Below are 26,479 nucleotides of genomic sequence, written 5' to 3'. Positions count from 1 at the left end.
GGACAGTTTGACGCGGACGGGAAGATGGATGGGATCATCACGGACCCGGGGGCGCCGGGGCACATGGCGCTGTCGGTCGTGGGAATGGCGCCGGATATGCCTCACGGGTTCTGGTTCTGAGCCCCTACACTTCGGGCATGAGCTTGCTGATCCTGGGTATTGAATCTTCGTGCGACGAAACCGGCCTGGCATTGGTCCGTTCCATGGGCGATGCCGTTCCTACGCTGCTATCGCACGCGCTGCACAGCCAGATCGAGATGCACCAGGCCTATGGCGGCGTGGTACCCGAGCTGGCCAGCCGCGACCATATCCGCCGTGTGCTGCCGTTGGCCAAAGAGGTGCTGGCCGAGTCCGGCCAGACGCTGGCCGATGTGGACGTGGTGGCCTACACGCGCGGCCCGGGCCTGGCGGGGGCGCTGCTGGTGGGCGCGGGCGTGGCGTGCGCCCTGGGTGCGGCGCTCAACAAGCCGGTGCTGGGCGTGCACCACCTGGAGGGGCATTTGCTGTCGCCCTTCCTCAGTGCCGACCCACCGGAATTTCCCTTTGTGGCCCTGCTCGTTTCGGGCGGCCACACCCAGCTGATGCGTGTGGATGGCGTGGGCCGCTACGAGATTCTGGGTGAGACCATTGACGACGCTGCGGGCGAGGCATTTGACAAGTCCGCCAAGCTCATGGGCCTGGGCTACCCGGGTGGCCCAGCGCTCTCTCGTCTGGCCGAGCAGGGCAGTGCCACGGCCTTCAAGCTGCCACGGCCTTTGCTGCACAGCGGTGATCTGGATTTTTCGTTTGCCGGACTCAAGACGGCCGTGCTCACGCAGGCCAAGAAGCTGGGCGACGAACTCGAAGCGCGCAAGGCCGACCTGGCGGCGAGCACCGAGGCCGCGATTGTCGAAGTGCTGGTGAAGAAGACCCTGGCCGCCCTCAAGCAGACCGGCCTGAAGCGCGTGGTGGTCGCCGGTGGCGTGGGCGCAAACCGGCATCTGCGCGCCCAGCTCAACGCGGCCTGCGCCGCAGCCAAGGTGCGCGTGCACTACCCCGAGCTGCACCTGTGCACCGACAACGGCGCCATGATTGCCATGGCGGCAGCCATGCGCCTACAGGCCGGGCAGCAGCAGGCCAATACCGACTACGCGTTTGACGTGAAGCCTCGCTGGCCGCTGGATGCGATCACAGTTTGATGTTTAGGTGAAAGTGGCCGCTAGCGCTTGTCCAGAAAGCGCTAGCAGCTATCTTTTTTGAACTTCAGAAGGGGTAGTGGCGGGGAGTAGTCTGCACTGTGATCCAGCGCAGTTCGGTGAACTCACGCACCCCGGCCATGCCGCCAAAGCGGCCGTAGCCCGAACTCTTCACGCCACCAAACGGCATCTGGCCTTCGTCGTGCACCGTGGGGCCGTTGACGTGGCAGATGCCCGATTCGATGCGCGCGGCCACGTTCCAGGCCTTGGCGACGTCGCGGCTGAACACGGCGGACGACAGGCCGAACTCGTTGTCGTTGGCGCAGGCGATGGCTTCTTCCACACCGTTCACGCGCACCACGGGTTTGACGGGGCCGAACGATTCTTCGCGGTAGATGTCCATTGCGGCCGTCACGTGGTCCAGCACCGTGGCCTGCATCAACGTGCTGTCGCTCTTGCCGCCACAGACCAGCTTGGCGCCCTTGGCCAGTGCGTCGTCGATGAGGGCGTTGCAGCGGTGCACCGTGGCCATGTCCACCACCGAGCCCAGCACCACCGGGCCCTTGCGCGGGTCGCCCAGGGGCAGGGCCTTGGCACGCTCGCCCAGCTTGGCCACAAACTCGTCGGCCACGGCGTTGTCCACGATGATGCGTTCGGTGGACATGCAGATCTGGCCCGAGTTGGCGAAGGCGCCAAACACGGTGCCCGCCACGGCGGCGTCGATGTCTGCGTCATCCAGCACCAGCAGCGGGGCCTTGCCGCCCAGCTCCAGCACCACGGGCTTGAGGTACTTGGCGCAGGTCTGCGCAATGATGCGGCCCACCTTGGTGGAGCCGGTGAAGTTGATGCGGCGCACCGCCGGGTGGGCCACGATGGCCTCGACCACAGCACCCGCATCGGCCGGGGCGTTGGTCACAAAGTTCACCACCCCAGCGGGCAAACCAGCCTCCTGCAGCGCCTCGATGATGAGGCCGTGCGTGGCGGGGCACAGCTCCGAGCCTTTCAGGATCACCGTGTTGCCACAGGCCAGTGGCGTGGCGATGGCGCGCACACCGAGGATGACGGGTGCGTTCCACGGTGCAATGCCCAGCACCACACCCGCCGCCTGGCGCACGCCCATGGCCAGGCTGCCGGGCACGTCGGACGGGATCACCTCGCCCGCAATCTGCGTGGTCAGCGCGGCGGCTTCTTGCAGCAGGCCCGCAGCCAAGTGCACGTTGAAGCCCGCCCACATGCCGGATGCGCCAGTCTCGGCCGCCATGGCCACGGCAAAGTCGGCCGTGCGGGCCTCCAGCGCGTGTGCGGCCTTGAGCAGCAGCGCGCGGCGCGCGTTGGGACCCAGGGCGGACCAGGCCGGGAAGGCCTTGGCGGCTGCGTCGGCGGCGGCCTTGGCATCGGCCACGCTGGCAGCGGGTGCCGTGGTGGCGACCGAACCGTCCAGCGGGTTGCGGCGCTCAAACGTGGCACCGCCAGTGGCTTGCACGTGCTCGCCGTTGATCAGCATGGAAATGGCAGTCATTGAAAGCTCCTGAAAAAGAACAGATAAAAAAGGGGGAAAGAGGTATTCAGGTCACGCCCAGGTAGGCTTGTCGAACCACGTCGGACTGCAGCAAGTCAGAGGCTGCGCCAGACGCCACGATGCGTCCTCGCTCCAGCACATAGCCGCGCTGCGCGATCTGCAGTGCCTTGCGCACGTTCTGCTCCACCATGAGCACGGTCACGCCCTGCGCGGCAATGCGCTGCACGATGGCTAGCAGCTCATCGACCATGCGCGGTGCCAGCCCCAGCGAGGGCTCGTCCAGCATCAACAGGCGCGGGCCGCTCATCATGGCGCGGGCCACGGCCACCATCTGCTGCTCGCCGCCGCTCATGGTGCCCGCGAGCTGCGTGGCGCGCTCCTTGAGGCGCGGGAAGTCTTCGAACGCCTGGTGCAACCGCTCGGCCCGCACCCGTGTTGGCACCAGCCAGCCGCCCAGCTCCAGGTTTTCGGTCACCGTCATCTGCGGGAACAGCTGGCGGCCCTCGGCCACCAGGGCCAGGCCGCGCTGCACGCAGGCGGTGGCGTTCATCGCGGGCAGGTCGCAGCCGTCCAGCGCCACGGTGCCCGTGCGCGGCAGCAGCCCGGCCAGGGCCTTGAGCAGCGTGGTCTTGCCCGCGCCATTGGGGCCGACGATCACAGTGACGCCGGGTGCGGCCTGCAGCGACAGGTCTTGCAGCACCTGAAAGCCGTGGTAGCCCGTGGTCAGGTTCTGCACGCTGAGGTGTGCGCCGCTCATGCCGTGGCTCCTTGTTCTTTGCTGCGGGCCGTTTCGTCACCCAGATAGGCTTCGATCACCTGCGGGTCGCGCACCACCTCGGCGGGCGTGCCGTCGGCAATCTTGCGGCCCTGGTGCAGCACCAGCACGCGCTCCACGTACTTGAGCAGCGTGGTCACTGCATGCTCGATCCACACCACGGTCAGTCCCCAGTCATCGCGCAGGCGGCGGATGCGCTGGGCCATGGCGTCCACCTCCGCCTCGGTGAGGCCTGCAGCCACCTCGTCGAGCAGCAGCAGGCGCGGGCGGGTGCCCAGGGCCATGCCGATCTCCAGCAGGCGCTGTTGCGACGGTGTTACGTCGGCAGCGGGGCGGTCGGCTAGGTGGGCCAGGCCCAGCATGGCCAGGATTTCGCCTTCGCTGCGCAGGCCATCCGGCCCCTGGCGGTGGCGACCCGCGAACTGCATGCCAAAGCGCACGTTGTCGCGCACCGTCATGTCTGGGAACACGCGCGGCGTCTGGAAGGTGCGCGCAATGCCGTGGGCCGCATAGTGGTGCGGGCCCCTGCCGGTGAGGTTGTCGGCGCCGCTCACCAGCGTGCCCGAGGTGGGCGGCTGCACGCCCGAGATGGCGTTGAAGAACGTGGTCTTGCCCGCGCCGTTGGGGCCGATGATGCCGATGAGCTCGCCCGTGTGCAGCGTGGCGCTCACGCCAGCCACGGCGGTGAGGCCGCCAAAGCGCACGGTCACGGCGTCGATGGTCAACAGGGCTTCAGCCATGGTGTGCCTCCACCGCTGCGGGCTTGCGCCGTTGCCACAGCGTGGCCAGGCCATTGGGCAGGTACATCACGCACAAGATCAGCAGCAGGCCCAGCACCATCATGTAGCCATAGGGCAGCTGCAGGCGCAGCGTTTCGGCCAGCAGGCTGAACACGATGGCCGCCAGGATGGGGCCGCCCAGGCTGGTGGCGCCGCCGATCAGCGCGATCAGCACGGTCTGGAAGCCGATGAAGGGGCTGAACACGGCTGCGGGTTCGATGTAAGTCCAGCGCACCGCCATGGCCGCGCCCACGGCGCCTGCAAAGGCGGCGGTGATGCCAAAGCCCGCAATCTTGGCCAGGCGCGTGTCCACGCCCAGCGTTTGCGCGCGCTGTTCGTCAGCACCGATGCCCGAGAGCGCCAGGCCAAAGCGGCTGCGCTGGATGGCAATCGCCGTGGCAATGGCACCCGCCGCAATCAGCAGCACCGTGAGGTACACGGTCTCGTTGCTGGGCACCACCGTGAGCACGCGGCCCACGGTGCCGGACACCTGCTTTTCGACAAAGGTCACGGCGTGGCGAATCAGCTCGGTCATGCCGAACGTGAGCACCGCAAAGTAGGTGCCGCGCAGGTGCAGCACCGCCGCGCCCATCACCACGGCCACGATGGTGGCGATCAGCGCGCCGCTCAGAATCACCAGGGGCCAGGGCAGCACGCCCAGCAGCACCGCGCTGGTGTACGCACCCACACCAAAGAAGGCCGAGGTGGCCAGCGACAGGTAGCGCGTGGCGCCGCAGAACAGCGACCAGCTGGTGGCCAGCGCGATGTACATCAGGCAGCTGAGCAGCACGGAGGCCATGAACTCGGACACCAGCCAGGGCAGGGTGGCGACCACCGCCACCCCCGCAGCCAGCGCCAGCCAGGGCTTGTTGGAATAGAGAGCGGTCATTTTTTGGAGAACAGTCCGTTGGGGCGCCAGATGAGCACGCCGATGAACACTGCATAGCTCAGCAGCATCTTGAGAGACGGGCTGCTGAAATGCATGCCCAGCGCCTCGACCACACCCAGCAGCAGGCCGCCAGCCAGGCTGCCCGCCAGGCTGCCAAAGCCGCCCAGTGTGATGACGATGAGTGCGGTGACGGTATAGGGCTCGCCCATCGATGGCGAGATCTCATACGTCATCGACAGCAGCGCCCCCGCCACGCCCGACAGGCCCAGGCCAATGCCAAACATCATGGGGTGCAGGCGCCGCGTGTTGATGCCCACCAGCTGCGCGCCCGTGGGCGACTGCATCAGCGCTCGCACGGCCTTGCCCAGCAGCGTGAGCTTGAGCAGCGCGATCAAACCTGCGGATAGCGCCAGCGCCACGCCAAACAGCACCAGCTTGTTCTCGGTGAAGCGCATGCCCGCGATCTGCACCGGGTCGGCCAGGTATTCATACCCGCGCAGGTCGCCGCCCCAGATCAACAGGGCGGTGTTCTGCACCAGAAACATCAGGCCAAAGCCCACCATCAGGCTGCGCGCCTCGAACACGTCCACATTCGGTGCGCGCGCGGCCAAGCGCTTGAAGCACAGCGCATGCACCACCACGCCCAGCGCGAACAGCGCGATGAAAGCCAGCGGCATCAGCAGCAGCGGCGAGATGCCCCACAGGGTGTGCGCCGACCAAGTCAGGAAGGCGCCCAGCATCAGGAACTCGCCATGCGAGATGTTCATGATGCGCATCAGCCCGTATTGCAGGTTCAGGCCCATGGCCACCAGCGCGTAGATGCCGCCGGTAATGAGGCCACTGGCGACCAGTTCGGCCCAGGAGGTCAAAGACACTTTGTTATTTCCACGCAGGTTTACTGGTGTTCAACTGCGCCGTGGCCCGGTCCTTGGGCCACACCACCTCAAAGTCGTTGCCTTGCCACTGGCTCACGGTGCCGGGGATGGATGCGTTCTCGCTGCCCTGGAAGCGGATGGCGCCCAGGATGGTCTGGAACTCGTTCTTGGCGATGTGCTCGCGCAGCGCTTTGCGGTCCAGGCCCGCCTTTTCCACGGCCTGCTGAAGGATCTGCAGGCCCGCCCAGGCGTGGCCGCTGGCCCAGCGGTCGGGTTCCTTGTTGAACTTCTTCACGTGGGCGTCGAAGTACGCCTTGGCCTCGGGGCTGGTCTTCACGCTCCACGAGCCCATGCCGATCACGCCCTCGGTGTTGGCCTGCATCACGTTCTTGTAGAGCTGGAAGGCTGTGCCCACCGAGGCGTAGAAGAACCTGGGGTTCAGCCCCACCTCGCGCGCCTGGCGGCTGGCCAGGATGGTGTCGGGCGGGTAGGTGATGCCGATGAACGCGTCGGGGTTCTGGTCCTTGATGCCGCGCAGCACGGGGGCCAGGTCCTTCACGCCCAGCGGGTAGCTCTTGCGCTCCACCACCTGGATGCTGGTCTTCTTGAGCGCGTTGTTCAGCGCGGCAAAGTTTTCCAGGCCAAACAGGTCGTCCATGTAGACGATGGCAATGGTCTTGACGTTGTTGGCCACCAGCATGTCCACCAGCGCGCCCATCATCTTGTCGGGCTGCTGCAGCAGCGAGAAGAAGTAGGGCAGGTTCATGTCGATCAGCTTGCGCGACAGCGCCGTGGGTGCCAGCAGCGGGTAGCCGAAGCGGTTGGCCAGCGGCGCGATGGCGAAGTTGGCGCCCGAGCCCCAGGGCGGCAGGATCAGGTCCACCTTGTCGCTGCCCATGAGCTTTTCGTAGGTGCGCACGCAGGTCTCGGTCTCGCTGCGGTCGTCGTAGCCGATGAGTTCGATGGGGCGCTTGGTGCCTCTCACGCTCAGTCCCCCCGCTGCGTTCACCTGCTCGGCCCACAGCAGGTAGTTGGGCTCCTGGCTCACCTGTGCGCCGGCCGCCCAGGGGCCCGTGCGGGCAATGGCGTAGCCGATGCGAACAGGTGCCGCGCTGCTGCCCTGTGCCCACAACTGGGGCGCCACGGCCAGGGTGCCGACCGTGGCGGCTGCGCCTTTGATCCACTGGCGCTTGGAGGGTTGGTGTGCTGTCATTGTGTGTCTCCTCGGATGGGGCCTGCGTGGTGCACGCCGTGCCGGGAATCGTAGGGAGACAGGCATCAGCGCGCTGCGCTCAGCGTGCACAAAACGCTTGCCTCAGCGTGCAGATGGCAGCGGGTTTACCCGGATTTCCCTCGGTGGCATGGGGTAACGGGGCGTCCGATAATTCAGCCGCATAACCATCAGGTTTGCGCAACCCCGCATTGGAGACACCATGGCCCATCCCTTGACCGAGGTATCCACCGACGCTGTGCCCGCGCGCGACCGCCTGCACCTGTGGGGCGATGCCGTGTGGCGGCTCATTGGCGGGTTGGAGTCCGACGCCTTTGGCGACGAGGCTTTTGCGGGCCACATCACTTCAGGCCAGGCGGGCTATGTGAACCTGTGCCAGCTGAACGTGAGCCGCCACCGCGTGGTGCGTACCCCCAGCCTGATCCGGGGCAGCGACCGGGCCTACATCAAGGTGGTGGCGCAGTTGGAAGGGCGTGCCTGCTTCGAGCAGAACGGCCGCCAGGTGTGGCTGTCGCCCGGCGAGTGGAGCGTGTACGACACCACGCGCGCCTACGCCGTGAGCAACCCCGAGGCCGTGCGGCAGATGGTGCTGATGATCCCCAAGGAACAGCTGCCCGAGCGCAAGCTCAAGCTCGACGACCTCATGGTGCAGCGCTTCTCGGGCACCACGGGCGTGTCGCGCCTCGCGTGGGACACCATGCGCGCCGCGTTTGCCGAGCTGCCCACCATGTCCGACGTGGCCGCCGATGGCGTGGCCGATGTGATCACGCACCTGGTGCAGCTGTCGCTGCTGGAGCGCAACGGCCAGCAAAGCCTGCTGTCGCAGCGCGAGGCGCTGCGTGACCGCATCAGCCAGTACATCGACCGCCACCTGGGCGACCCCGATCTCACCATTGACCGCATGGCCCAGGCGCTCAACTGCAGCAAGCGGCATCTGTACAACGCGGTGGCCGATGACGAGGAAACCCTGGCCGCCATGATCCAGCGCCGCCGCCTGGAGGCCTGCCTGCGCGACCTGCGCCACCCGGCGCACGCGCAGCGCTCGGTCACCGACATTGCGCTGTCCTGGGGCTTCAGCAACAGCGCGCATTTCAGCCGGGCGTTTCGCGCGCATGTGGGCTGCAGCCCCAGCGAATACCGGGCCCGGGCTTTTGCGCCGGTGGTGTTGCTGCGCGACGAGTCGCTGCGCGCGCACTGACCGACGACCTGGCCCACAGGCGGGCTGTGCCCGTTGTGCGGCACTGCAGGCCCATGTGTTTGAGGTCCAGGCTGCGTCGGCGCGGCCGCCCATTGATCGTTGACTTGCATCAATTCTTTACGCGGGCTTGACCCAGTCGGTACCTTGGCTGCGCAATCGCTGCTCACAATGGGGTTTTCCCTTGCCTAGCCATTGCCCATGCGTTTTCTACCACCGGCTTCTCCAGGCGCTCCCCCCGCCCGCGCAGCGCACGTTGTGCGCGCTGCGCCGTGGATGCAAACGGCCCTGACTCTGTGCGTGCTGGTCACTGCCGGGTGTGCCAGCCTGGCACCCACCGACGACACCTTGCCCCAGGTGGCCGTTCCCTCGGAGTGGTCTGCGGGAGGTAACGGTGCCTCGCAAGCGGCTGCAACTACATCCCTTGCCCAGTGGTGGCAGCGGTTCGATGATGCAGTGCTCACCACGCTGGTCGAGCAAGCCTTGCGCGCCAACACCAGCGTGCGCACTGCCCAGGCTTCGCTGCAGCAGGCGCGTGCGCAGGTAGATGTGCAATCGGCTGGCCTGCTGCCCAGCGTGGGCGCATCCGCCTCGGCGCAGCGCAGCCGCGCGAGCAACAGCACTGGCAACACCTTCCAGGCTGGCTTTGATGCAAGCTGGGAGCCCGATGTGTTTGGCCGCCTGCGCAGCGGCGTGAGCGCCAGCGAGGCCGATGCGCGCGCGGCAGAGGCCAGCCTGGCCGAGGTGCAGGTGTCGCTGGCCGCCGAGGTGGCCGTCAACTACATCGAGCTGCGCGGGCTGCAGCAGCGCCTGGCCATTGGGCGCAGCAACCTGGCCAGCCAGCAGGAGACCCTGCAGCTCACCCAGTGGCGCCTGCAGGCCGGGCTCACCACCTCGCTCGTCACCGAGCAGGCCCGTGCAGCGGCCGAGCAGACCGCCGCGCAGATTCCCAGCCTGGAAGCCAGCCTGGCTCAGTCGCGCTACAGCCTGGCCGTTCTGACAGGCCAGGTGCCCGGCGCGCTCGACGCTACCCTGGCCGCCAGTGCACCCGTGCCGCAGCCGACCGCAGAGCTTGCCCTGGCAATCCCGGCCGAGACGCTGCGCCAACGCCCCGATGTGCGTGCGGCCGAGCAGCGCATTGCAGCCGCCCTGGCGCGCGTGTCGCAGGCCGACGCGGCGCGCTACCCCAGCTTCTCCCTCGGTGGCTCGCTGGGCCTGCGTGCCCTCACGCTGGGCGCGCTGTCGGGCGGCGGTGCGGTGACCAGTGCCTTGCTGGGCAGCGTGTCCATCCCGCTGCTCGACGGTGGCGCCGCCCGCGCACAGGTGCGTGTGCAGTCTGCAGCGCTGGAGCAGGCCCGTGTGGCCTACGAAGCCACCGTGCTCACGGCACTGCAGGATGTGGAGAACGCGCTGGTGGCCTTGCGTGGCGACCGGGAAAAACTGGAACGACTGACGGCCGCCGCAGACGCCGCCCGCAACGCCGCCCTGTTGGCGCAGCAGCGCTACAGCAGTGGTCTCATCGACTTTCAGGCGGTGCTGGAGACGCAGCGCACGCTGCTGTCCACGCAAGAGAGCGTGGCCACCACCACTGCTGCGGTCGCGGCAGACCATGTGCGCCTCTACAAGGCGCTGGGCGGCGGCTGGGCGGTAGCCGAATGAACAGCTGACAAGCCCTTCCACACGCCCACCCCATTGCCTGCGAGCCTCCATTTTCTGATTCACGTCCCATGCCAAATACCGACACCTCCGCTTCTTCTGCAACCGCCAAAGCCGCCCCCTCCGACCTGAGCGCCTTGCTGGGGGCCGACCGTCCGCGCCGCTGGTGGCAGCGCACTACCGTGTGGCTGGGGGTGGCCGCGCTCGTGGTGGTGGGCGGTGGCTTGTACGCCTGGCAATCGCGCCAGAGCGCCAGCACTGCACCCACCTATGTCACCGAAGAGCTGCGCCGGGGCAATCTCACACTCACCGTGTCGGCCAACGGCACGCTGCAGCCTACGCGCTCGGTCACCATTGGCAGCGAGCTGTCGGGCACCGTGCGCAATGTGCTGGTGGATGTGAACGACAAGGTCAAGAAAGGGCAGCTGCTGGTGGAGCTGGACACCGCCAAGCTCGAATCGCAGGTGCTGCGCTCGCGCGCCTCGCTGGCGTCGGCGCAGGCCCGCCTGGCCCAGGCCGTGGCCACCACCAAGGAGGCCATTGCCAACTTTGGCCGGCTCGAAGAAGTGGCCCGCCTGTCCGGCGGCAAGGTGCCCTCGGCCTCCGAGCTGGACGCAGGCCGCGCCACGCTGGACCGCGCCCGCGCCGATGAAACCAGCGCTCGCGCCACGGTCGAGGACGCACGCGCCGCGCTGTCCACCGACGAGACCAATCTGTCCAAGGCCTCCATCCGCTCGCCCATCGACGGCGTGGTGCTGACCCGCACGGTGGAGCCCGGCAACGCGGTGGCCGCATCGCTGCAGGCTGTGACGCTGTTCACCGTGGCCGAAGACCTCACGCGGCTGCGGCTGGATGTGAGCGTGGACGAAGCCGACGTGGGCTCGGTCAAGGTGGGGCAGGACGCGAGCTTCACGGTCAGCGCCTATCCCTCGCGCCGCTACCCGGCCCAGGTCACGCGCGTCTCGTTTGGCTCCACCAAGACGGACAACGTGGTCACCTACATCACCTGGCTGGAGGTGAACAACAGCGACATGAGCCTGCGCCCCGGCATGACGGCGGCGGCCACCATCACCTCCACCGAGCGCAAGGACGTGCTGCTGGTGCCCAACACGGCGCTGCGCTTCACGCCCGCTCAGGCCGCAGGGGCCGATGTGAAGCCCGGAGCGGGTGGTGCCAAGCCCGGCGCGTCGGGCAGCGGCAGTGGTGGCGGCATCATGTCGCAGCTCATGCCGCGCATGCCACGCTCTGGCTCGGGCCCACGCAAACCGGGTGCGGGGAGCGAGGCGGGCGATGGCGCGGGCAAGACGCGGCAGGTGTGGGTGCTGCAGGACGGTGCCGCCAAGCCCATTGATGTGCAGGTGGGCATCAGCGATGGCCGCCATACCGAGGTCACGGGCGAGGGCCTCACGCCCGGCATGGCCGTGATCACCGACCAGCGCGCGGCAGGGGCCAAGCCATGAGCGTGGCGGGCGACACCCCCATCATCCGCCTGCGTGGCGTGACCAAGGTCTATGGCGAAGGGGCGCTGGCCTTTCAGGCGCTCAAGGGCGTGGACCTGGACATTGCGCAGGGCGACTTTGTGGCCATAATGGGCCCCAGCGGCTCGGGCAAGTCCACGGCCATGAACACGCTGGGCTGCCTGGACCGGCCCACCACGGGCGAGTATCTGTTCAAGGGCGTACATGTGGAATCGCTCTCGCGCGACGAGCGGGCACGGCTGCGGCGGCGCTACTTTGGCTTTGTGTTCCAGGGCTTCAACCTGCTGGCGCGCACCTCGGCGCAAGAGAACGTGGAGCTGCCCCTGCTGTACCGGGGCGAATCTGCCACGGCACGCCATGCTGCGGCGGCGCGCGCGCTGGAAGCGGTGGGCCTCAAGGGTTGGGAGCACCACACGCCTGCCGAGCTGTCGGGCGGGCAGCAGCAGCGCGTGGCCATTGCGCGCGCCATCGTCACTGAGCCCGATGTGCTGCTGGCCGACGAGCCCACGGGCAACCTCGATACGCAACGCAGCATCGAGATCATGGAGCTGCTATGGCGGCTGAACGCCGACCACGGCATCACCGTGCTGATGGTCACGCACGAGGCCGACATGGCGCAGTACGCGCGGCGCATCGTGCGGTTTGTGGATGGCGTGGTGGACAGCGATGCGGCCAACCCACACCCCAAGGGACTGGACGCTGATGCAGCATCGGCCCTGCCGGCGGTGGCCGGTTCGGATGCGGGAGGCCACTGATGTTGCTCAACACCCTGCTGCTGGCGTTGCGTTCCATCCGGCGCAACCTGATGCGCTCTTTCCTCACCATCCTGGGCATCGTGATCGGCGTGAGCGCGGTGATCACCATGGTCACGCTGGGCAATGGCGCCACGCTGGCCATTCAGAACCAGATCTCGGGCCTGGGCACCAACCTGCTGCAGGTACGCCCCGGCCAGCGCATGGGGCCCGGCGGTGGCACCGGCGCCCCGGCCTTCAAGGACACCGATGCCGACATGATCGCGCAGCAGATCGGCGGCATCCTGGCCGTGGCGCCCGAGGCGCGTGCCGCCGCCACGGCGGTGGTGGGCGGGCGCAACTGGACGACCAGCGTGATCGGCAGCACCAACGCCTGGCTGGAGACCGGCAATTGGACGGTGCGCACGGGCCGCGTCTTTACCGACGCTGAATTGCGCGCGGGTGCTGCCGTCTGCCTGATCGGCGAGACCGTGCGGCGCGAGCTGTTTGGCACGGCCGATGCCGTGGGCGGCCAGCTGCGCGTGAAGGCGTTTTCGTGCGAGGTGGTGGGCGTGCTGGCGTCCAAAGGGCAGGGTGCGTTTGGCAACGACCAGGACGACACCGTGCTGGTGCCGCTGCGCACGCTGCAGCGCCGCGTGACGGGCAACACACGGGTGAACACGCTGCTGGTGTCCATGAAGGACGGCAGCGACCCCGAGCGGGTGAAGGCCAGCCTCACCCAACTGCTGCGCGAGCTGCGCAAGCTATCGGACTCGGACGAAGACAACTTCAATGTGCTCGACACCAAGCAGCTGGCCGACACGCTCTCGGGCACCACCAAGGTGCTGACCACGCTGCTGGGCGCCGTGGCCGCCGTGAGCCTGCTGGTGGGCGGCATCGGCATCATGAACATCATGCTGGTGAGCGTGACCGAGCGCACGCGCGAGATCGGCCTGCGCCTGGCCATCGGCGCACTGGAACGCGAGGTGCTGCTGCAGTTCCTGATCGAGGCCGTGGTGCTGGCCGCTTTGGGCGGGCTCATCGGCATCGTGCTGGCCACGGGCGCGTCGCTCGCGCTGTCGGGGCTGATGGGCGTGCCCTACCTGTTCAACCCCGGCGTGAACCTGCTGTCGTTTGTGTTTTCGGCCGGGATCGGTGTGGTGTTTGGCTACTTCCCGGCGCGGCGCGCGGCGCGCATGGACCCCATCGATGCGCTACGGCACGAGTGAGCAGGGCCGTGGGCTGCCGAATGGCGCCTGACCGGGTGCCCTGGAAAAAACAAGCAAAAAAGGCATGAAGCGCTAGTGCATCATGCCTTGATTGCTATTGAAAATATAGCGATAGCCGTCATGCGCCACCGCCTTGGGAGCGGCTGGCTTCAGTGAATGGTCAGCGTGGTGGCCTTGCTCACGGGCTCCAGGCGGACCAGTGTCAGGGTCAACACGCCGTTTTCCAGCTTGGCGGTGCTGGCGCTGGCGTCAATCTCGGTGGGCAGCTCCCACGCGCGCTGCACCTTGCGCGGTGCGCCTTCCACGCTTTGCACCTGCACCACCTGGCCTTCAATGCTGATCGAGAGCTGTTCGCGGGCCAGGCCGGGTACGTCCAGCTGCAAGGTGGTGGCCTTTTCGTCCTGCGTCACGGTACAGCCCGCAGCGGGTGCTGCAGCAGGCTGTGCCAGCGCGCCCATCAGAAAACGTTGCAGCGCCAGGTCGGCGGAACGGGGGGCTTGGGCATAAGCGGCGCGGCGGATCACGGGGGCGAAGATCATGGGTAACTCCTATACACTGCGCGGCTCTCGACGTGGTCGCCGCATGGCAGAGAGGTGTGTGCGGCCACGCCGCATTTCAAGGGAAAAATGCCATGAATAAATTGCAATCTGTGGGCTTGAAATCAGGCGCTGCGGCATTACGTCACACCGTTTGGGCAGCCGCAGTGGCCCTTGCAGGCGCCGTGGCGTTGGCGCCTGCCGCGCAGGCGCAGGCCCCAGCCCCTGCCGCTGTCGCTCAGGCCAAGCCGGTCAAGCTGGCACTCATCGAAAGCCTCTCGGGCCCGTTCGCCAACACCGGCGAGGCCGTGTACCGCAACATCTACTGGGCCATGGAGCGTGTGAACGCGCGCGGCGGCGTGCAGCTGCCAGCCAGCAGCGGCGGCCCCCGCCCTCTGGTGCTGGAGCGCTACGACAGCAAGGGCCAGAACGAAGAGGCCCTGTCTGCCCTGCGCGCCGCGATTGACGATGGCGCGCAGGTCATCCTGCAGGGCAATTCGTCGTCCACGGCCGCCGTGCTGATCGAGGCCATCAACAAGCACAACGAGCGCGAGCCGAACAAGCGCGTGCTGTTCCTCAACTACTCGGCGGTGGACCCCATCCTTACCAACGAAAAGTGTAGCTTCTGGCACTTCCGCTTTGATGCCCATGCCGACATGCGCATGGCCGCGCTGATGGAGGTGATGCGCGAGGACAAGGCCTTGAAGAGCGTGTACCTCATCGGCCAGGACTACAGCTTTGGCCAGGCCGTGCTGCGCGAGGCGAAGAAGCAGCTGGCCGCCCAGCGCCCCGATGTGGCGGTGGTGGGCGAAGAGCTGCACCCCATCGGCCGCGTGAAGGACTTTGCACCCTACGCCGTCAAGATCAAGAGCAGCGGCGCACAGGCCGTGGTCACCGGCAACTGGGGCAACGACTTGACGCTGCTGGTCAAGGCCGCGCGGGATGTGGGCTACGAGGGCAGCTTCTACACCTTCTACGGCAACGCGCTGGGTGCGCCCGCCGCCATTGGCGATGCCGGCATCGGCAAGGTGGTGGCCGTGGCCGACTGGCTGCCCAACGTGCCGGGCGCGCAGAGCGAGGCGTTCTACCAGTCCTTCCGCACACGCTTTCCCAAGCCGCAGGACGACTATGTGCACATGCGCATGCAGCTGATGATTGAGGCACTCGCGCAGTCCATCGAGCGTGCGGGCAGCACCGATGTGGTGGCCGTTGCGCGCCAGATGGAGTCGGCCAACGTGCAGCTGGCCGGCCAGGGCGGCACCATGCGCGCGGCCGACCACCAGTTCCAGCAGGCGCTGGCGGTGGGCGTGATGGACAAGAAAGGCGCGCCCGGCGTGAAGTTCGACGTGGAAGGCTCGGGCTACGGCTTCCGCGTGGTGCGGCAGATTGCAGCGGCGAAGGCGCAGCAGCCGCACAGCTGCCAAATGCAGCGTTATTGATGCAGCGCTACTGATGCGTGGGTCCGCCCCGGGCGGCCGGGGCGACCGGGGTGATCGCGCTCAGCGCCGAATGCGGTGGCCGGTCTTGAACACCCACCGCACCACGGCAAGGCACAGGGCCATGAACACCAGCGTCATGCTGGTGCTTACCGCAATGTGCACGTCGGCGTGGCCGTAGAACGCCCACCGCAGCCCGCTGATGAGATAGACCACCGGGTTGAACAACGAGACGTTCTGCCAGAACGGTGGCAGCATGCTGATGCTGTAAAACGCCCCGCCCAGAAAGGTGAGCGGCGTGATCACCAGCAGCGGTATCACTTGCAGCTTTTGAAAGCTGTCGGCCCACAGGCCAATCAGGAAGCCGAACAGGCAGAACGTGACGGCCGTGAGCACCAGAAAGCCCACCATCCACACCGGGTGTGCCACCTCGTACGGCACGAACACCCGGGCGGTAGACAGAATGAGCACCGACACCAGCAGTGACTTGCTGGCTGCCGCGCCCACGTAGCCCAGCAGCACCTCCACCCAATTGACCGGCGCGCTCAGCAGCTCGTAGATGGTGCCTGACCACTTGGGCATGTAGATACCGAAGGCCGAGTTGGAAATGCTCTCGGAGAGCAGCGACAGCATGAGCAGGCCGGGGATGATGTAGGCGCCATAGCTCACCCCGCCGATGTTGCCCATGCGCGAGCCGATGGCGGAGCCGAAGACGATGAAGTACAGCGCGGTAGTCAGCACGGGCGCAATGAGGCTCTGCATCCAGGTGCGGAAGGCTCGGTTCATCTCAAAGCGGTAGATGGCGCGCACGCCATGCAGGTTCACACCGGTCATGCTGGGATCGCTTTCTGGGCCGAAGGGGTGGGGGCCTTGTCCTGGTGCACCAGGCTCACGAAGATGTCTTCGAGCGAGCTCTCGCTGGAATGCAGGTCCTTGAAGTCGATGCCATGCTCCGTCAGGGCGCGCAGCAGGGCGGCGATGCCGGTGTCTTCCTGCTGCGTGTCGAAGGTGTAGGTCAGCACGGTGCCACCCTGGTCCAAAGACAGCGGCCAGCGGGCGAGCGATGCGGGCACCTGCTCCATGGGTTGCTGCAGCGTGATGGCAAGTTCCTTCTTGCCCAGCTTGCGCATCAGCACGGCCTTGTCTTCCACCACGATCAACTCGCCCTTGCGGATCACACCGATGCGGTCGGCCATGTCCTCGGCTTCTTCCAGGTAGTGGGTGGTCAGGATGATGGTGGTGCCCGCGTCGCGCAGCGCCCGCACCAGGCGCCACATATCGTGGCGCAGCTCCACATCCACGCCCGCGCTGGGTTCGTCGAGGAACAGAATCTTGGGCTCATGCGACAGCGCCTTGGCGATCAGCACGCGGCGTTTCATGCCGCCCGACAGCGCAAGGATCTTGTTGTCCTTCTTGTCCCACAGCGACAGGTCTTTGAGGATCTTCTCGATGTATGCAGGGTTGGGGGCCTTGCCAAACAGCCCTCGGCTGAAGTTCACCGTGGCCCACACGGTCTCGAACGAGTCGGTGTGAAGCTCCTGGGGCACCAGGCCAATCGCAGCACGGGCTGCGCGGTAGTCGCGTACCGTGTCGTGCCCATCTGCCGTGACGGTGCCCGCCGTGGCATTGCTCATGCCGCAAATCACGCTGATCAGCGTGGTCTTGCCCGCGCCATTGGGCCCCAGCAGGGCAAAGATCTCGCCGCGCCGGATGTCCAGGTCGATGTTCTTGAGTGCCTGAAAGCCGCCGGCGTAGGTTTTGCTCAGGCCGCGTACGCGGACGATGGCGTCCGTGTCGGGTGCTGGAGAAGGTGATGCAGGCATGGGGAAGGTTCTCTTGGAGGGCCAGGGCGTTCCGCCGTGGCCGGGCCGCTGTGCAAGCGGTCGGAGTCGGGCATTGTGGACTGACTTGCGCAAGCGTGCAGGGCAGGGGCTCCGTGCCCGCAGAAACCTCCGGGTTCAGTCGGTAGGTGTTTGGTTAGCAGCGCAGGGGTTCGCCATCAGCGCGCTGCCGCCACCTCGCGGCCCAGCTCGATCACCGCCATGGCGTAGTAGCTGGACCAGTTGTAGCGGGTGATGGCGTAGAAGTTCTCGGTGCCCGCCACGTAGCTGGGGGCATCGTTGCCGTTCTGCAGTTCCACCAGCGCCAGCGGGCCCGTGTGCTGCGCACCCTGGGCATCGAGTACAGCGCCCTTGGCCAACATGCTGGCGGCACTGAAGGTGGGCAGGATGTCGGGGGCGAGCAGGTCGTCCAGCTGCAGGCGCGCGTTGTCGAACTGCACCCCAAAGTGCGTGGGCATGCCGGGTGTCCAGCCGTGGCCGCGGAAGTAGTTGGCCACCGAGCCAATGGCATCGGCCGGGCTCTTGAACAGGTCCACGCGGCCGTCGCCGTCAAAGTCCACCGCGTAGCGCACCCAGCTGGAAGGCATGAACTGGCCCAGACCCATGGCGCCGGCGTAGCTGCCGCGCGGCTCAAAGGGGTCGGTGTTGCTGCGGTTGGTGAGGCTTAGGAACTGCTCCAGTTCGCGGCGGAAGAACTCGGTGCGTTCCTTGGCGCGCGGGTGGGCGGAGGGGAAGTCGAACGCCAGCGTGGCCAGCGCGTCCATCACGCGGAAGGTGCCCATCTGCTGGCCATAGATGGTCTCCACCCCGATGATGCCCACGATGATCTCGGCGGGCACGCCAAACTCGCGTTCGGCACGCTCCAGCGTGGCCTGGTTCTCTTGCCAGAAGCGCACGCCTGCACGGATGCGGATGGGGTCGATGAAGCGGCTGCGGTACACGCGCCAGTTCTTGGCCGTTCCCTTGGCCGGCGGCAGCATGAGGCGTGGCACCTGGGGCAGAAAATGCGCCTGGCCGATGGCCTGACGCACCCATTCGCGGTCCAGGTCGCGGCGCGCGGCCAGGTCGTCGGCAAACTCCATGGCCTCGGGGCGCGATGCATAGAGCACTGGGGCCTTGGCACTGGCCCGCCCCTGGTGGGCCTGCCCGGCTTTGGCATGCGCTTTCTGTGCCGCTGGTTTGGGTTGATTTTCGGGCTTTGCGCTAGCGGGTAATGCGCAGGCAGCTATCAAAAAAATAGCTGCTGCGGTCCATGGTGCTGTCTTCTTCATGTCAACTGTTCGTCATGTTGTGGCTCCCTGTAGCGCCCGATACCGGCGCGCTCCAAGACCAGGAATGCCAAGCAAGGGCCGCCCCTCATCGAGGGCATCGTCCCCCTTGGGGGGAAGCGGCGCAGCTGCTCCGGGGATGATTCACTGCTTCGGCCAGGCGATGCTGCGGAACTCCCGACGCAAGTCGCCCAGCGCGGCCTCCGGGTGGGGGGCATAGCGCACGCGCTCCAGCCGCAGCAGCCAGTCGGCCACCGCCGCAGCGGGTGCGCCGAATTGTGCCTGTACCCGCTCGGCCATGGCCCGGGGCGGCAAGGTGTCGGGCACCACCAGCCCGGCGCGGGCCAGGCGCTGGCGCGCGCGTGCCAGCAGACGCAGCCAGGGGTCGTGCTGGCTGCGCTCCCACAGGCTCCAGCCCATGCCCCCGAGGGCCGCCACGATGATCAGGATGCCCAGCACCATGGTCAGGTCCTGCCAGCTGGGCGACTCAAAGCCCAGGGACTTGAGCAGGTCCAGCTGGCGGCTCTGGGTGTAGTTGAGTACCCACTGGTTCCAGCTGTTGTTGACGGCCTCCCACACGGCGCGCAGGTTCTGCGCCAGCCCCGGGCTGATGACCGTGCCCATGGCCGTCGCAAAGGCGCTCTGAGGAGCGCGCAGCCGCTGAAAGGCCCCGGTGCGGCCGGGCGACACGGCACCCGTGGGGTCCACCCGCACCCAGCCCCGGCCGGCCAGCCAGACTTCGGCCCAGGCGTGGGCATCGCTTTGGCGCACGGTCCAGAGCTTGTCCACGGGGTTGCGGTCGCCACCCTGGTAACCGGTGACGATGCGGGCCGGGATGTCGAGCGCACGCATCAGCACCACAAAGGCCGAGGAAATGTGCTCGCAAAACCCTTCCTTGCGGTCAAACCAGAACTCGTCGGCCGTGTGCTGGCCGTACACGCCGGGCTCCAGCGTGTAGACATATCCGCCGGTACGCAGGCGGGTCAGGGCGGCATTGACCAGCGCCTCGGTGTTGTCCTGCGCCGGGTTGGGGTTGAGTGCGGGGTCGTTGCGCATTTGCTGGGCCAGCGCCAGCGTGCGGGGGTTGAAACCGGTGGGCAGCTCGGTGTAGGTGCGCAGGGCGGCGTTGGGGGTGCTGGGGCCGTGGGCAAACTGCGTGTAGCTTTCGGCCTTGTAGCGCACCACATCCGTCACGGCGCGGGTGGTCAGCCACTGCAGGTCCTGCGTCATGAAGGTCTCCATGCCGGCCACGGCAGGTTTGTCCACCGCAGCGTCCAGCAGCAGCAGCCAGGGGCGCTGGTGGGGCTCCAGCGTCACTTCATAGCGTACGGGTTGGCCTTGCACGCGCAAGTTGGCCGCAGTGTTGGCCCGTGCCTGCGAATAGTCGCCTGGGCGGGGTGACACCGGGTGCCACTCAACACCGTCGAAGGTGCCGAACACTGGGCCACGGAAGTAAAGGTCGCTTTGCGGTGGCGCCGCGCCGTCAGGGGTGTCAAACCGCACGCGCATGGCCACCGTGTCGTCCAGCGCCAGTTCGGCAATATTGCCCACCTTCATCACACCCGACAGGCCGCTGCGCCCGCTCATGGTGTCGCTGGGCATGCCCCACAGGGGCGCCATGCGCGGGAACAGCATGAACAGCGCCGCCATGATGGGCGCGCCCAGCAGTGCCATGGTGCCTGCGGTGCGCAGTGCCAGCGACAGCGGAGGGCGCCCCACGGGCATGTGGGCGTTGACCAGGGCCGTGAGCAGCCCCAGCAGGGCCACCAGCATGGCAGCGGCCGTGAACAGCGACTGCGAGAAGAAGAAGTTGCTGAGCATCGTGAAGAAGCCCAGGAAGAACACCACCAGCGCATCGCGCCGTGCGCGCAGCTCCAGCATCTTGAGCGCCAGCAGCATCACGATCAGTGTTACCCCGGCATCGCGGCCCAGGATGGTGCGGTGCGTGTATAGCGTGCCCGCCACCGCAATCACCAGCGGAACGGCCAGCACCCAGCGCGTTGGCAGCGGGCGCCCCTTGAACGCCAGCCAGCCGCGCCACAGCATCAGCCCGGCAGCCAGCAGGCTCGCCCATGCGGGCAACACGTTGACCTGCGGGGCGATGACCCACGCAATCACGACGAGCAGGAACAGCGTGTCGCGCGCGTCGCGCGGCAGGGCGTGGAGCGTCTGGCGCAGACTCATGGCTGCGCGGCCGTGCGGAGGGCGATGGATTTCATTTTGCTACGTATTTGATAGCTATTGGGGCAATATGAACATGCGCTTGGGGCCACTATGGGCTGAAATGAGCGGCAGCGGGTCAACACAGGGCTAATGCCTCCAGGCAGCGCCTGCGGTGGGCGGCCCCGGTGTCGGGCGCGATCTCGGTGCCGGGCAGGCGCAGGCCATAGTCCAGGCCCAGGCGGTCGGCCTGCAGCACCCAGGCCGTCAGGCGCGACACGCGCGCCTCGTGGTTGGGCAGGGCGGCGTGGGCCAGGTCCAGCCACAGCTCATGCCGCTGCGCCTGCTGCGCATCCCGGCTCACCAGGTCGTCGGTGCCGGTGGCCAGCGACTTGGCGGCCTTCTTCCAGACCACCAGTTTGAGCGGGTCGCCCCGCCGGTAGGCCCGCACCCCGTCGAATTCGCCAATGCCCTGCGACGGCGCATTGCCCGTGCCCCCGGCGCGGGGCTCGCCCGGCGGCAAGGGCTGTGGCGGCACCTCGGGCGCGGGGTACACCAGCACCTCGGCAGCGGGTCGCCAGTAGGTCCACACGCGGAAGGTGCCCAGCGGAAACCGCGTCTCGGCCGTCAGGGTGGGCACCCGGTGCAGCCCCCGGCGCCCGGGCTGGAAGGCGACCTGCACGCTGGCCTGGCCCTGGGCGGGCACATCGGTCCAGGCCCAGTGGTGTTCGGCCTTGCCGGTGCCGTGCACCGCCAGGGCAATGCCATAGCGGGGCGACTTGCGATCACTGGACAGCTGGATCTCGAACGCCGTACTCGTGCCCAGAAAATGCGGCTCGGGCGCCTTCAGGTGCAGCGTCAGCCCGCGCAGGTTGGCGTGGCAGATGTGCATGCCCACCACCGCGCTGCCGGCCAGCAAAAAGGTCAGCAGGTAGCCCAGGTTGAGCTGGTAGTTGATGGAGGCCACCAGCAGCACCACAAGCGTGAGCGCCAGCATCCAGCCCGAGCTGGTGGGCAGGATGTAGACATTGCGCTGGGTGAGCTGCAGCGTGTCGGACAGCGGCAGGCGTGCCTGCCACCAGCGCTGGAAGCGCCTGCGAAGGTGCGCCATGGGGCTGAGCCGCACGGCCAGGCCGCGCCAGCCCGTGGTCGTCGTGTGGGAAGGATGGGCGGCGGATTCCATCGGTCAGGGCAGCGGCACGGCATCGACCATGGCGCGCACCTGCTCGACCGCGCCGCGCCCGGCGTCGCCCACGGGCACCAGGCGGTGGGCAATGGTTTGCGGCAGCACGGCCTGCACATCGTCCGGTGCCACGTAGTCGCGCCCGCTGATGAGCGCCTGGGCCTTGGCCGCACGCAGCAGGGCAATGCCCGCGCGGGGCGACAGGCCCTGCAAGAACCAGCGGCCCGAGCGGGTGGCGGCGATCAGGTCCTGCACATAGTTGAGCAGGGGATCGGCGGTGTGCACGGCCTGCACCTGGCGTTGCAGCTCGGTCAGCTCCTCGGCCGACAGCAGCGGCAGCAGGCTGCTCACCATGTCGCGCCGGTCGTCGCCCGACAGCAGCAGGCGCTCGGCGGCGCGGTCGGGGTAGCCGATGGAGATGCGCATCAAGAAGCGGTCAAGTTGCGACTCGGGCAGCGCAAAGGTGCCCAGCTGGTCGTGTGGGTTCTGGGTGGCGATCACGAAGAAGGGGTGGGGCAGGGCGCGGGTTTCGCCCTCGACCGACACCTGCTTTTCTTCCATGGCTTCCAGCAGGGCGCTTTGCGTCTTGGGGCTGGCGCGGTTGATTTCGTCGGCCAGCAGCACCTGGGCAAACACCGGGCCGGGGTGGAACACAAAGGCTTCCTTGCCACGTTCGTATACCGACACGCCGGTCAGGTCGCTGGGCATGAGGTCGGCAGTGAACTGGACGCGCGAAAACTGCAGCCCAAAGGTGTGGGACAACGCGTGCGCCAGTGTGGTCTTGCCCACACCCGGCACGTCTTCAATGAGCAGATGCCCCCCCGCCAGCAGGCAGGCCACGCAGTCCTGAACCTGGGCCTTTTTGCCCACGATCACCGTGTTAAGCTGATCCAGAAGCGATTTGATCTTGTGCTGTGCATTCATGGCACGACGTTATCCGAAAAACGGCGAAAAATGCGATACGCGGGGACAAGACTGTGAGCAAGACGGGCTATTTCACCCATCGGGATTGTTGGAAGCACGAGATGGGCCCGGGCCACCCCGAATGCCCCGAGCGGCTGGATGCGATTGAAGACCGTTTACTGGTCACTGGCGTGGGAGATGCGCTGGAGCGCTACGAAGCCCCGGAAGCCTCGCTGGCCGACATCGAACTGGCCCATGGCCGCATGCACATCGCCGCCTTGCGCGGGATGTCTGACCGGCTCAACGAAGAGCTGATGGCCGGCGGCCCCAGCTATGCGCAGATTGACACCGACACCTCCATCAACGCCCACACCTGGAAGGCTTCGCTGCGTGCTGCGGGTGCTGCGCTGGCCGCCACCGACGCGGTGATGGCGGGCGAGGTCGAAAACGCCTTCTGCTCCGTGCGCCCCCCGGGGCACCATGCCTGCCGCGACAAAGCGATGGGCTTTTGCTTTTTCAACAACGTGGCGGTGGCGGTGAAATATGCGCTGCAGCGCTACAACCTGCAGCGCGTGGCGGTGGTGGACTTTGACGTGCACCACGGCAATGGCACGGAGGACATCCTGGCCAATGACCCGCGGGCGCTGATGGTCAGCATCTTCCAGCATCCGTTCTACCCCTACAGCGGCGACCACGATCCTGCCCCCAACATGGTCAACGTGCCAGTGCCCGCTTACACACGCGGCATGGACATTCGCGAGATCATCGAGATGATGTGGATGCCCCGGCTGGAGGCCTTCAAGCCCGAGATGATTTTTGTGAGCGCCGGTTTTGATGGCCACCGCGAGGACGACATGGGCCAACTGGGCCTGACCGAGCAGGACTACACCTGGATCACCCAGCGCGTGAAGGATGTGGCCCGGCGCTACTCCAAGGGCCGCATCGTGTCGTGCCTGGAGGGTGGCTACGTGATGGGGCCGCTGGCGCGCAGCGTGGAGGCGCATTTGCGGGTCCTGGCTGATCTTTGACTCCCCCTGAGCCGCCTGCGGCGTCTTCCCCCTGAGGGGGACGCCACCGGTGGCCTGGCGGAGCCAGCTCCACGGTGGCACTGGCCTCATGCGCGCCTGTTTCAAACGCCCCTCGCATTGCTGTGCACAGGAGAAACAACATGACGATTCCAAATTCTGACGAGCTGCTGCTGATCACCCGTGATACGCGCGGTGTGATCACCCTCACTTTGAACGACCCTGCACGCTTCAATGCGTTGGGCTCTGAAATGCTGACAGCCCTGCAACAGGCGCTGGACGAAGCGGGCCGCGACGAATCTGTGCGCGTGGTCGTGCTGGCCGCAGCAGGCAAGGCCTTCTGTGCCGGGCACAACCTCAAGGACATGGCAGCGAACCCGGACCTGGCGTACTACCAAAAGCTGTTTGCGCAATGCAGCCGCATGATGCTGACCATCCACAAGCTGCCAGTACCCGTGATCGCCAGGGTGCAGGGCATGGCGACGGCTGCGGGGTGCCAGCTGGTGGCGCAGTGTGACCTGGCCGTGGCGGCCAACACGGCCAGCTTTGCCACGAGCGGCATTCATTACGGCCTGTTCTGTGCCACGCCCAGCGTGCCGTTGGTGCGCAACGTGCCCGCCAAGCGGGCGATGGAAATGCTGCTCACCGGTGATTTCATCGATGCGCCCACCGCGCTGGCGCAAGGGCTGGTAAACCGCGTGGTGCCCGCCGATGCGCTGGATGCCGAGGTCGAGCAACTGGTGCAATCCATCCTTCAAAAGCCGCGCGTGGCCGTGGCCATGGGCAAGGCGCTGGTGTACCAGCAGCGCGAGCTGGGCATCGATGCCGCCTACCAGCTGGCCGGCCAGACCATGGCCACCAACATGATGGACGAGGCCGCCCAGGAGGGCGCCCGTGCGTTTGCCGAGAAGCGCCAGCCCGCCTGGAAGCGTTGAGGCACGGCACGATGGACAAGCCGATGCTCGACGACGTGGGCCTGTGGGTGCAGGCCTTTCTCAGCCCCACGGTGCTGGTGGAGCTGGCTGTCCTGGCCGTTTGTGTGGGCCTGGCCTGGGGGCTGGTGGCGCTGCTGCAGCGCGGCCTGCGCCGGGGCGACCCGCGCTCCATCCTCTTTGGGGTGCGAATCGTGGACGGCGCGCTGTTCCCGCTGGTGCTACTGAGTCTGGCCTACATCGCGCGCACCCTGCTGCACCACTGGGTGGCGCTGGCCGCGTTCAAGATTGCGATCCCCGTGCTGGTAGCGCTGGTGGTCATTCGCATCGGCGTGAAGGTGCTGCAGGTGGCCTACCCGGATGCTGCCTGGGTGCGGCCCATCGAGCGCTCCATCTCCTGGATGGCGTGGCTGGGCATGGTGCTGTGGGTCACCGGGCTGCTGCCGCTGGTGCTGGACGAGCTGGACCAGATCCACTGGAAGGTGGGCGGGGCGACGCTGTCGGTGCGCACCATCATCGAAGGGGCAGTTACCGCCGCAGCGGTACTGCTGATTGCCTTGTGGATCTCGGCGGCCATCGAATCGCGCCTGCTGCGCTCGGCCACGGGCGCCGAGCTGTCGCTGCGCAAGGCCGTGAGCAATGCTGTGCGGGCGCTGCTGGTGTTTGTGGGCTTGCTGGTGGCCTTGTCGTCGGTGGGCATCGACCTGACTGCGCTGTCGGTGCTGGGTGGTGCGGTCGGCGTGGGCATTGGCTTTGGCCTGCAGAAGCTCGCGGCCAACTATGTCAGCGGTTTTGTGATCCTGGCTGAGCGCAGCATGCGCATTGGCGACAACGTCAAGCTCGACAACTTCGAGGGGCGCATCACGCAGATCAACGCCCGATATACGGTCATCCGCTCATCGTCCGGCCGCGAGTCCATCGTGCCCAACGAAATGCTCATTACCCAGCGGGTAGAGAACCTGTCGCTCAGCGACCCCCGGGTGTGGATGTCCACGGTGGTCAGCGTGGCCTACGAGAGCGATGTGGACCAGGTGGCCCAGTTGCTCACCAATGCCGCCCTGGTCAGCCCGCGCGTGCTGCGCGACCCGGCCCCCAGCGCCGCGCTGTCGGCCTTCGGGGCCGATGGGCTGGAGTTCACCGTGGGGTTCTGGATTGCGGACCCTGAAAACGGGTCGTTGGGACTGCGTTCGGACATCAACCGGGCCATCCTGAGTGCGCTGCGGGCCCACCAGATCGAAATCCCTTACCCGCAACGGGTGATGCATGTCCAAGTCGATGGCGCAGTCCCGGCTGTGATGTCGCCGGGCGGGACTCCCGCGCCAGCACCCCCTTCGGCGGGCTGAGCCGGGGGCTCGCCGATGTCCTGGTGGGTGCCCGGTAGCGCAGGCGACAGCCCACTCTAGACACTGGCCTTGTGCACTCGCCTATAATTCACAAAAAGCACGATCGTTCTTTTTTGTGATTGTGCAGTCTGTGTGGTGGCTCCGTAGCGCTTTCGCTGCAGTGCGACATAGAATGTTCTAGTTTACGTAAACGTCAATTCAACCAACTCTCTAGGAGCCGCAGCAATGAAGGTCTTGGTCCCTGTCAAGCGCGTGGTGGACTACAACGTGAAGGTCCGCGTGAAGTCGGACAACACGGGTGTGGACATCGCCAACGTGAA

Annotated in this window: 23 protein-coding genes and 1 pseudogene; 11 read left to right on the top strand and 13 right to left on the bottom strand. The window is 66.9% G+C overall.

Annotated elements, in window-relative coordinates; translation table 11 throughout:
* Window positions 1–137: 137 nt before the first annotated feature.
* Window positions 138–1,178, top strand: a complete 1,041-nt coding sequence (gene tsaD / locus ACT531_RS21545) for a tRNA (adenosine(37)-N6)-threonylcarbamoyltransferase complex transferase subunit TsaD (RefSeq protein ID WP_476018746.1) — start codon at window positions 138–140, stop codon at window positions 1,176–1,178.
* A gap of 64 nt (window positions 1,179–1,242) precedes the next feature.
* Here tsaD and ACT531_RS21540 read toward each other — a convergent pair whose 3' ends face one another.
* Genes ACT531_RS21540 through ACT531_RS21515 form a run of 6 tightly spaced genes read right to left on the bottom strand, consistent with a single transcriptional unit; the run spans window position 1,243 to window position 7,225 of the window.
* Window positions 1,243–2,694: an aldehyde dehydrogenase gene (locus ACT531_RS21540; RefSeq protein WP_476018745.1), complete on the bottom strand. Its 1,452-nt coding sequence runs from the start codon at window positions 2,692–2,694 to the stop codon at window positions 1,243–1,245.
* 46 nt (window positions 2,695–2,740) lie between these two features.
* Complete coding sequence (locus ACT531_RS21535) at window positions 2,741–3,451, bottom strand: ABC transporter ATP-binding protein (protein WP_476018744.1); 711 nt, start codon at window positions 3,449–3,451, stop codon at window positions 2,741–2,743.
* Window positions 3,448–4,209 carry an ABC transporter ATP-binding protein gene (locus ACT531_RS21530; RefSeq protein ID WP_476018743.1) on the bottom strand — a complete coding sequence of 254 codons (762 nt, stop codon included), beginning with the start codon at window positions 4,207–4,209 and terminating at the stop codon, window positions 3,448–3,450. Before ACT531_RS21530 ends, ACT531_RS21535 begins: the two co-directional genes overlap by 4 nt.
* Window positions 4,202–5,137: a branched-chain amino acid ABC transporter permease gene (locus tag ACT531_RS21525; protein WP_476018742.1), complete on the bottom strand. Its 936-nt coding sequence runs from the start codon at window positions 5,135–5,137 to the stop codon at window positions 4,202–4,204. Before ACT531_RS21525 ends, ACT531_RS21530 begins: the two co-directional genes overlap by 8 nt.
* Window positions 5,134–6,012, bottom strand: a complete 879-nt coding sequence (locus ACT531_RS21520) for a branched-chain amino acid ABC transporter permease (protein ID WP_060986563.1) — start codon at window positions 6,010–6,012, stop codon at window positions 5,134–5,136. The genes ACT531_RS21525 and ACT531_RS21520 overlap by 4 nt, the downstream gene beginning before the upstream one ends.
* A 4-nt stretch (window positions 6,013–6,016) precedes the next feature.
* Window positions 6,017–7,225 carry an amino acid ABC transporter substrate-binding protein gene (locus tag ACT531_RS21515; RefSeq protein ID WP_295941115.1) on the bottom strand — a complete coding sequence of 403 codons (1,209 nt, stop codon included), beginning with the start codon at window positions 7,223–7,225 and terminating at the stop codon, window positions 6,017–6,019.
* 220 nt (window positions 7,226–7,445) lie between these two features.
* On the opposite strand from ACT531_RS21515, the gene ACT531_RS21510 reads away from it, so the two are divergent.
* The 5 genes from ACT531_RS21510 (at window position 7,446) to ACT531_RS21490 (ending at window position 13,532) form a co-directional block, all read left to right on the top strand.
* On the top strand, window positions 7,446–8,441 hold the full coding sequence (locus ACT531_RS21510; RefSeq protein ID WP_476018741.1) for an AraC-like ligand-binding domain-containing protein: 996 nt from the start codon (window positions 7,446–7,448) through the stop codon (window positions 8,439–8,441).
* Between the two features lie 273 nt (window positions 8,442–8,714).
* Window positions 8,715–10,097: an efflux transporter outer membrane subunit gene (locus tag ACT531_RS21505; RefSeq protein ID WP_476018740.1), complete on the top strand. Its 1,383-nt coding sequence runs from the start codon at window positions 8,715–8,717 to the stop codon at window positions 10,095–10,097.
* 68 nt (window positions 10,098–10,165) lie between these two features.
* The gene (locus ACT531_RS21500) at window positions 10,166–11,554 is read left to right on the top strand and encodes an efflux RND transporter periplasmic adaptor subunit (RefSeq protein WP_476018739.1); all 1,389 of its coding nucleotides are present in this window, start codon (window positions 10,166–10,168) and stop codon (window positions 11,552–11,554) included.
* Entirely contained in the window at window positions 11,551–12,327 is a 777-nt protein-coding gene (locus ACT531_RS21495) for an ABC transporter ATP-binding protein (RefSeq protein ID WP_476018738.1), read from the top strand. Before ACT531_RS21500 ends, ACT531_RS21495 begins: the two co-directional genes overlap by 4 nt.
* Window positions 12,327–13,532, top strand: coding sequence for an ABC transporter permease (locus ACT531_RS21490; protein WP_116747602.1), 1,206 nt, complete (start codon window positions 12,327–12,329; stop codon window positions 13,530–13,532). The genes ACT531_RS21495 and ACT531_RS21490 overlap by 1 nt, the downstream gene beginning before the upstream one ends.
* A 149-nt stretch (window positions 13,533–13,681) precedes the next feature.
* On the opposite strand, the gene ACT531_RS21485 is transcribed toward ACT531_RS21490, so the two are convergent.
* Window positions 13,682–14,071, bottom strand: a complete 390-nt coding sequence (locus ACT531_RS21485) for an Hsp20/alpha crystallin family protein (RefSeq protein ID WP_099730807.1) — start codon at window positions 14,069–14,071, stop codon at window positions 13,682–13,684.
* 92 nt (window positions 14,072–14,163) lie between these two features.
* Here ACT531_RS21485 and ACT531_RS21480 point away from each other — a divergent pair, with 92 nt between their 5' ends.
* Window positions 14,164–15,507: a branched-chain amino acid ABC transporter substrate-binding protein gene (locus tag ACT531_RS21480; RefSeq protein WP_476018737.1), complete on the top strand. Its 1,344-nt coding sequence runs from the start codon at window positions 14,164–14,166 to the stop codon at window positions 15,505–15,507.
* A 60-nt stretch (window positions 15,508–15,567) separates the two neighbouring features.
* Here ACT531_RS21480 and ACT531_RS21475 read toward each other — a convergent pair whose 3' ends face one another.
* The 6 genes from ACT531_RS21475 to ACT531_RS21450 form a co-directional block, all read right to left on the bottom strand.
* Window positions 15,568–16,329 (bottom strand): ABC transporter permease, encoded by a 762-nt coding sequence (locus ACT531_RS21475; protein ID WP_476018747.1) that lies wholly within the window; start codon window positions 16,327–16,329, stop codon window positions 15,568–15,570.
* A gap of 5 nt (window positions 16,330–16,334) precedes the next feature.
* On the bottom strand, window positions 16,335–17,327 hold the full coding sequence (locus tag ACT531_RS21470) for an ABC transporter ATP-binding protein (RefSeq protein WP_476018736.1): 993 nt from the start codon (window positions 17,325–17,327) through the stop codon (window positions 16,335–16,337).
* 176 nt (window positions 17,328–17,503) lie between these two features.
* On the bottom strand, window positions 17,504–18,616 hold the full coding sequence (gene mltB / locus ACT531_RS21465) for a lytic murein transglycosylase B (protein ID WP_295941101.1): 1,113 nt from the start codon (window positions 18,614–18,616) through the stop codon (window positions 17,504–17,506).
* Window positions 18,617–18,757: 141 nt separating this feature from the next.
* Entirely contained in the window at window positions 18,758–20,797 is a 2,040-nt protein-coding gene (locus tag ACT531_RS21460; RefSeq protein WP_476018735.1) for a transglutaminase TgpA family protein, read from the bottom strand.
* A 115-nt stretch (window positions 20,798–20,912) separates the two neighbouring features.
* Window positions 20,913–21,956 (bottom strand): DUF58 domain-containing protein, encoded by a 1,044-nt coding sequence (locus tag ACT531_RS21455; protein ID WP_476018734.1) that lies wholly within the window; start codon window positions 21,954–21,956, stop codon window positions 20,913–20,915.
* A 3-nt stretch (window positions 21,957–21,959) separates the two neighbouring features.
* On the bottom strand, window positions 21,960–22,880 hold the full coding sequence (locus ACT531_RS21450) for an AAA family ATPase (RefSeq protein WP_015015123.1): 921 nt from the start codon (window positions 22,878–22,880) through the stop codon (window positions 21,960–21,962).
* A 101-nt stretch (window positions 22,881–22,981) separates the two neighbouring features.
* On the opposite strand from ACT531_RS21450, the gene ACT531_RS21445 reads away from it, so the two are divergent.
* The 4 genes and pseudogenes from ACT531_RS21445 to ACT531_RS21430 form a co-directional block, all read left to right on the top strand.
* Window positions 22,982–23,887: a histone deacetylase family protein gene (locus ACT531_RS21445; RefSeq protein ID WP_056058384.1), complete on the top strand. Its 906-nt coding sequence runs from the start codon at window positions 22,982–22,984 to the stop codon at window positions 23,885–23,887.
* A gap of 140 nt (window positions 23,888–24,027) precedes the next feature.
* Window positions 24,028–24,819, top strand: a complete 792-nt coding sequence (locus ACT531_RS21440; protein ID WP_476018733.1) for an enoyl-CoA hydratase — start codon at window positions 24,028–24,030, stop codon at window positions 24,817–24,819.
* Between the two features lie 11 nt (window positions 24,820–24,830).
* Entirely contained in the window at window positions 24,831–26,159 is a 1,329-nt protein-coding gene (locus tag ACT531_RS21435) for a mechanosensitive ion channel family protein (protein ID WP_309822995.1), read from the top strand.
* A gap of 225 nt (window positions 26,160–26,384) precedes the next feature.
* Window positions 26,385–26,479: pseudogene (locus ACT531_RS21430) on the top strand (electron transfer flavoprotein subunit beta/FixA family protein); the annotation flags it as partial.

This window comes from Acidovorax sp. DMC1 (assembly GCF_056314325.1).
This window is presented reverse-complemented; position numbering and strand designations above follow the sequence as displayed.

What these genes read in the sequence shown, in the direction of transcription:
- ACT531_RS21505 (WP_476018740.1), top strand. Translation starts at nt 8,715, where the DNA reads ATGCAAACGGCCCTGACTCTGTGCGTGCTGGTCACTGCCGGGTGTGCC.
- ACT531_RS21455 (WP_476018734.1), bottom strand. Translation starts at nt 21,956, where the DNA reads ATGGAATCCGCCGCCCATCCTTCCCACACGACGACCACGGGCTGGCGC.
- ACT531_RS21470 (WP_476018736.1), bottom strand. Translation starts at nt 17,327, where the DNA reads ATGCCTGCATCACCTTCTCCAGCACCCGACACGGACGCCATCGTCCGC.
- ACT531_RS21445 (WP_056058384.1), top strand. Translation starts at nt 22,982, where the DNA reads ATGGGCCCGGGCCACCCCGAATGCCCCGAGCGGCTGGATGCGATTGAA.
- ACT531_RS21495 (WP_476018738.1), top strand. Translation starts at nt 11,551, where the DNA reads ATGAGCGTGGCGGGCGACACCCCCATCATCCGCCTGCGTGGCGTGACC.
- ACT531_RS21500 (WP_476018739.1), top strand. Translation starts at nt 10,166, where the DNA reads ATGCCAAATACCGACACCTCCGCTTCTTCTGCAACCGCCAAAGCCGCC.
- tsaD (WP_476018746.1), top strand. Translation starts at nt 138, where the DNA reads ATGAGCTTGCTGATCCTGGGTATTGAATCTTCGTGCGACGAAACCGGC.
- ACT531_RS21515 (WP_295941115.1), bottom strand. Translation starts at nt 7,225, where the DNA reads ATGACAGCACACCAACCCTCCAAGCGCCAGTGGATCAAAGGCGCAGCC.
- ACT531_RS21435 (WP_309822995.1), top strand. Translation starts at nt 24,831, where the DNA reads ATGGACAAGCCGATGCTCGACGACGTGGGCCTGTGGGTGCAGGCCTTT.
- ACT531_RS21525 (WP_476018742.1), bottom strand. Translation starts at nt 5,137, where the DNA reads ATGACCGCTCTCTATTCCAACAAGCCCTGGCTGGCGCTGGCTGCGGGG.
- ACT531_RS21480 (WP_476018737.1), top strand. Translation starts at nt 14,164, where the DNA reads ATGAATAAATTGCAATCTGTGGGCTTGAAATCAGGCGCTGCGGCATTA.
- ACT531_RS21540 (WP_476018745.1), bottom strand. Translation starts at nt 2,694, where the DNA reads ATGACTGCCATTTCCATGCTGATCAACGGCGAGCACGTGCAAGCCACT.
- ACT531_RS21485 (WP_099730807.1), bottom strand. Translation starts at nt 14,071, where the DNA reads ATGATCTTCGCCCCCGTGATCCGCCGCGCCGCTTATGCCCAAGCCCCC.
- ACT531_RS21510 (WP_476018741.1), top strand. Translation starts at nt 7,446, where the DNA reads ATGGCCCATCCCTTGACCGAGGTATCCACCGACGCTGTGCCCGCGCGC.
- mltB (WP_295941101.1), bottom strand. Translation starts at nt 18,616, where the DNA reads ATGAAGAAGACAGCACCATGGACCGCAGCAGCTATTTTTTTGATAGCT.
- ACT531_RS21440 (WP_476018733.1), top strand. Translation starts at nt 24,028, where the DNA reads ATGACGATTCCAAATTCTGACGAGCTGCTGCTGATCACCCGTGATACG.
- ACT531_RS21490 (WP_116747602.1), top strand. Translation starts at nt 12,327, where the DNA reads ATGTTGCTCAACACCCTGCTGCTGGCGTTGCGTTCCATCCGGCGCAAC.
- ACT531_RS21450 (WP_015015123.1), bottom strand. Translation starts at nt 22,880, where the DNA reads ATGAATGCACAGCACAAGATCAAATCGCTTCTGGATCAGCTTAACACG.
- ACT531_RS21535 (WP_476018744.1), bottom strand. Translation starts at nt 3,451, where the DNA reads ATGAGCGGCGCACACCTCAGCGTGCAGAACCTGACCACGGGCTACCAC.
- ACT531_RS21460 (WP_476018735.1), bottom strand. Translation starts at nt 20,797, where the DNA reads ATGAGTCTGCGCCAGACGCTCCACGCCCTGCCGCGCGACGCGCGCGAC.
- ACT531_RS21530 (WP_476018743.1), bottom strand. Translation starts at nt 4,209, where the DNA reads ATGGCTGAAGCCCTGTTGACCATCGACGCCGTGACCGTGCGCTTTGGC.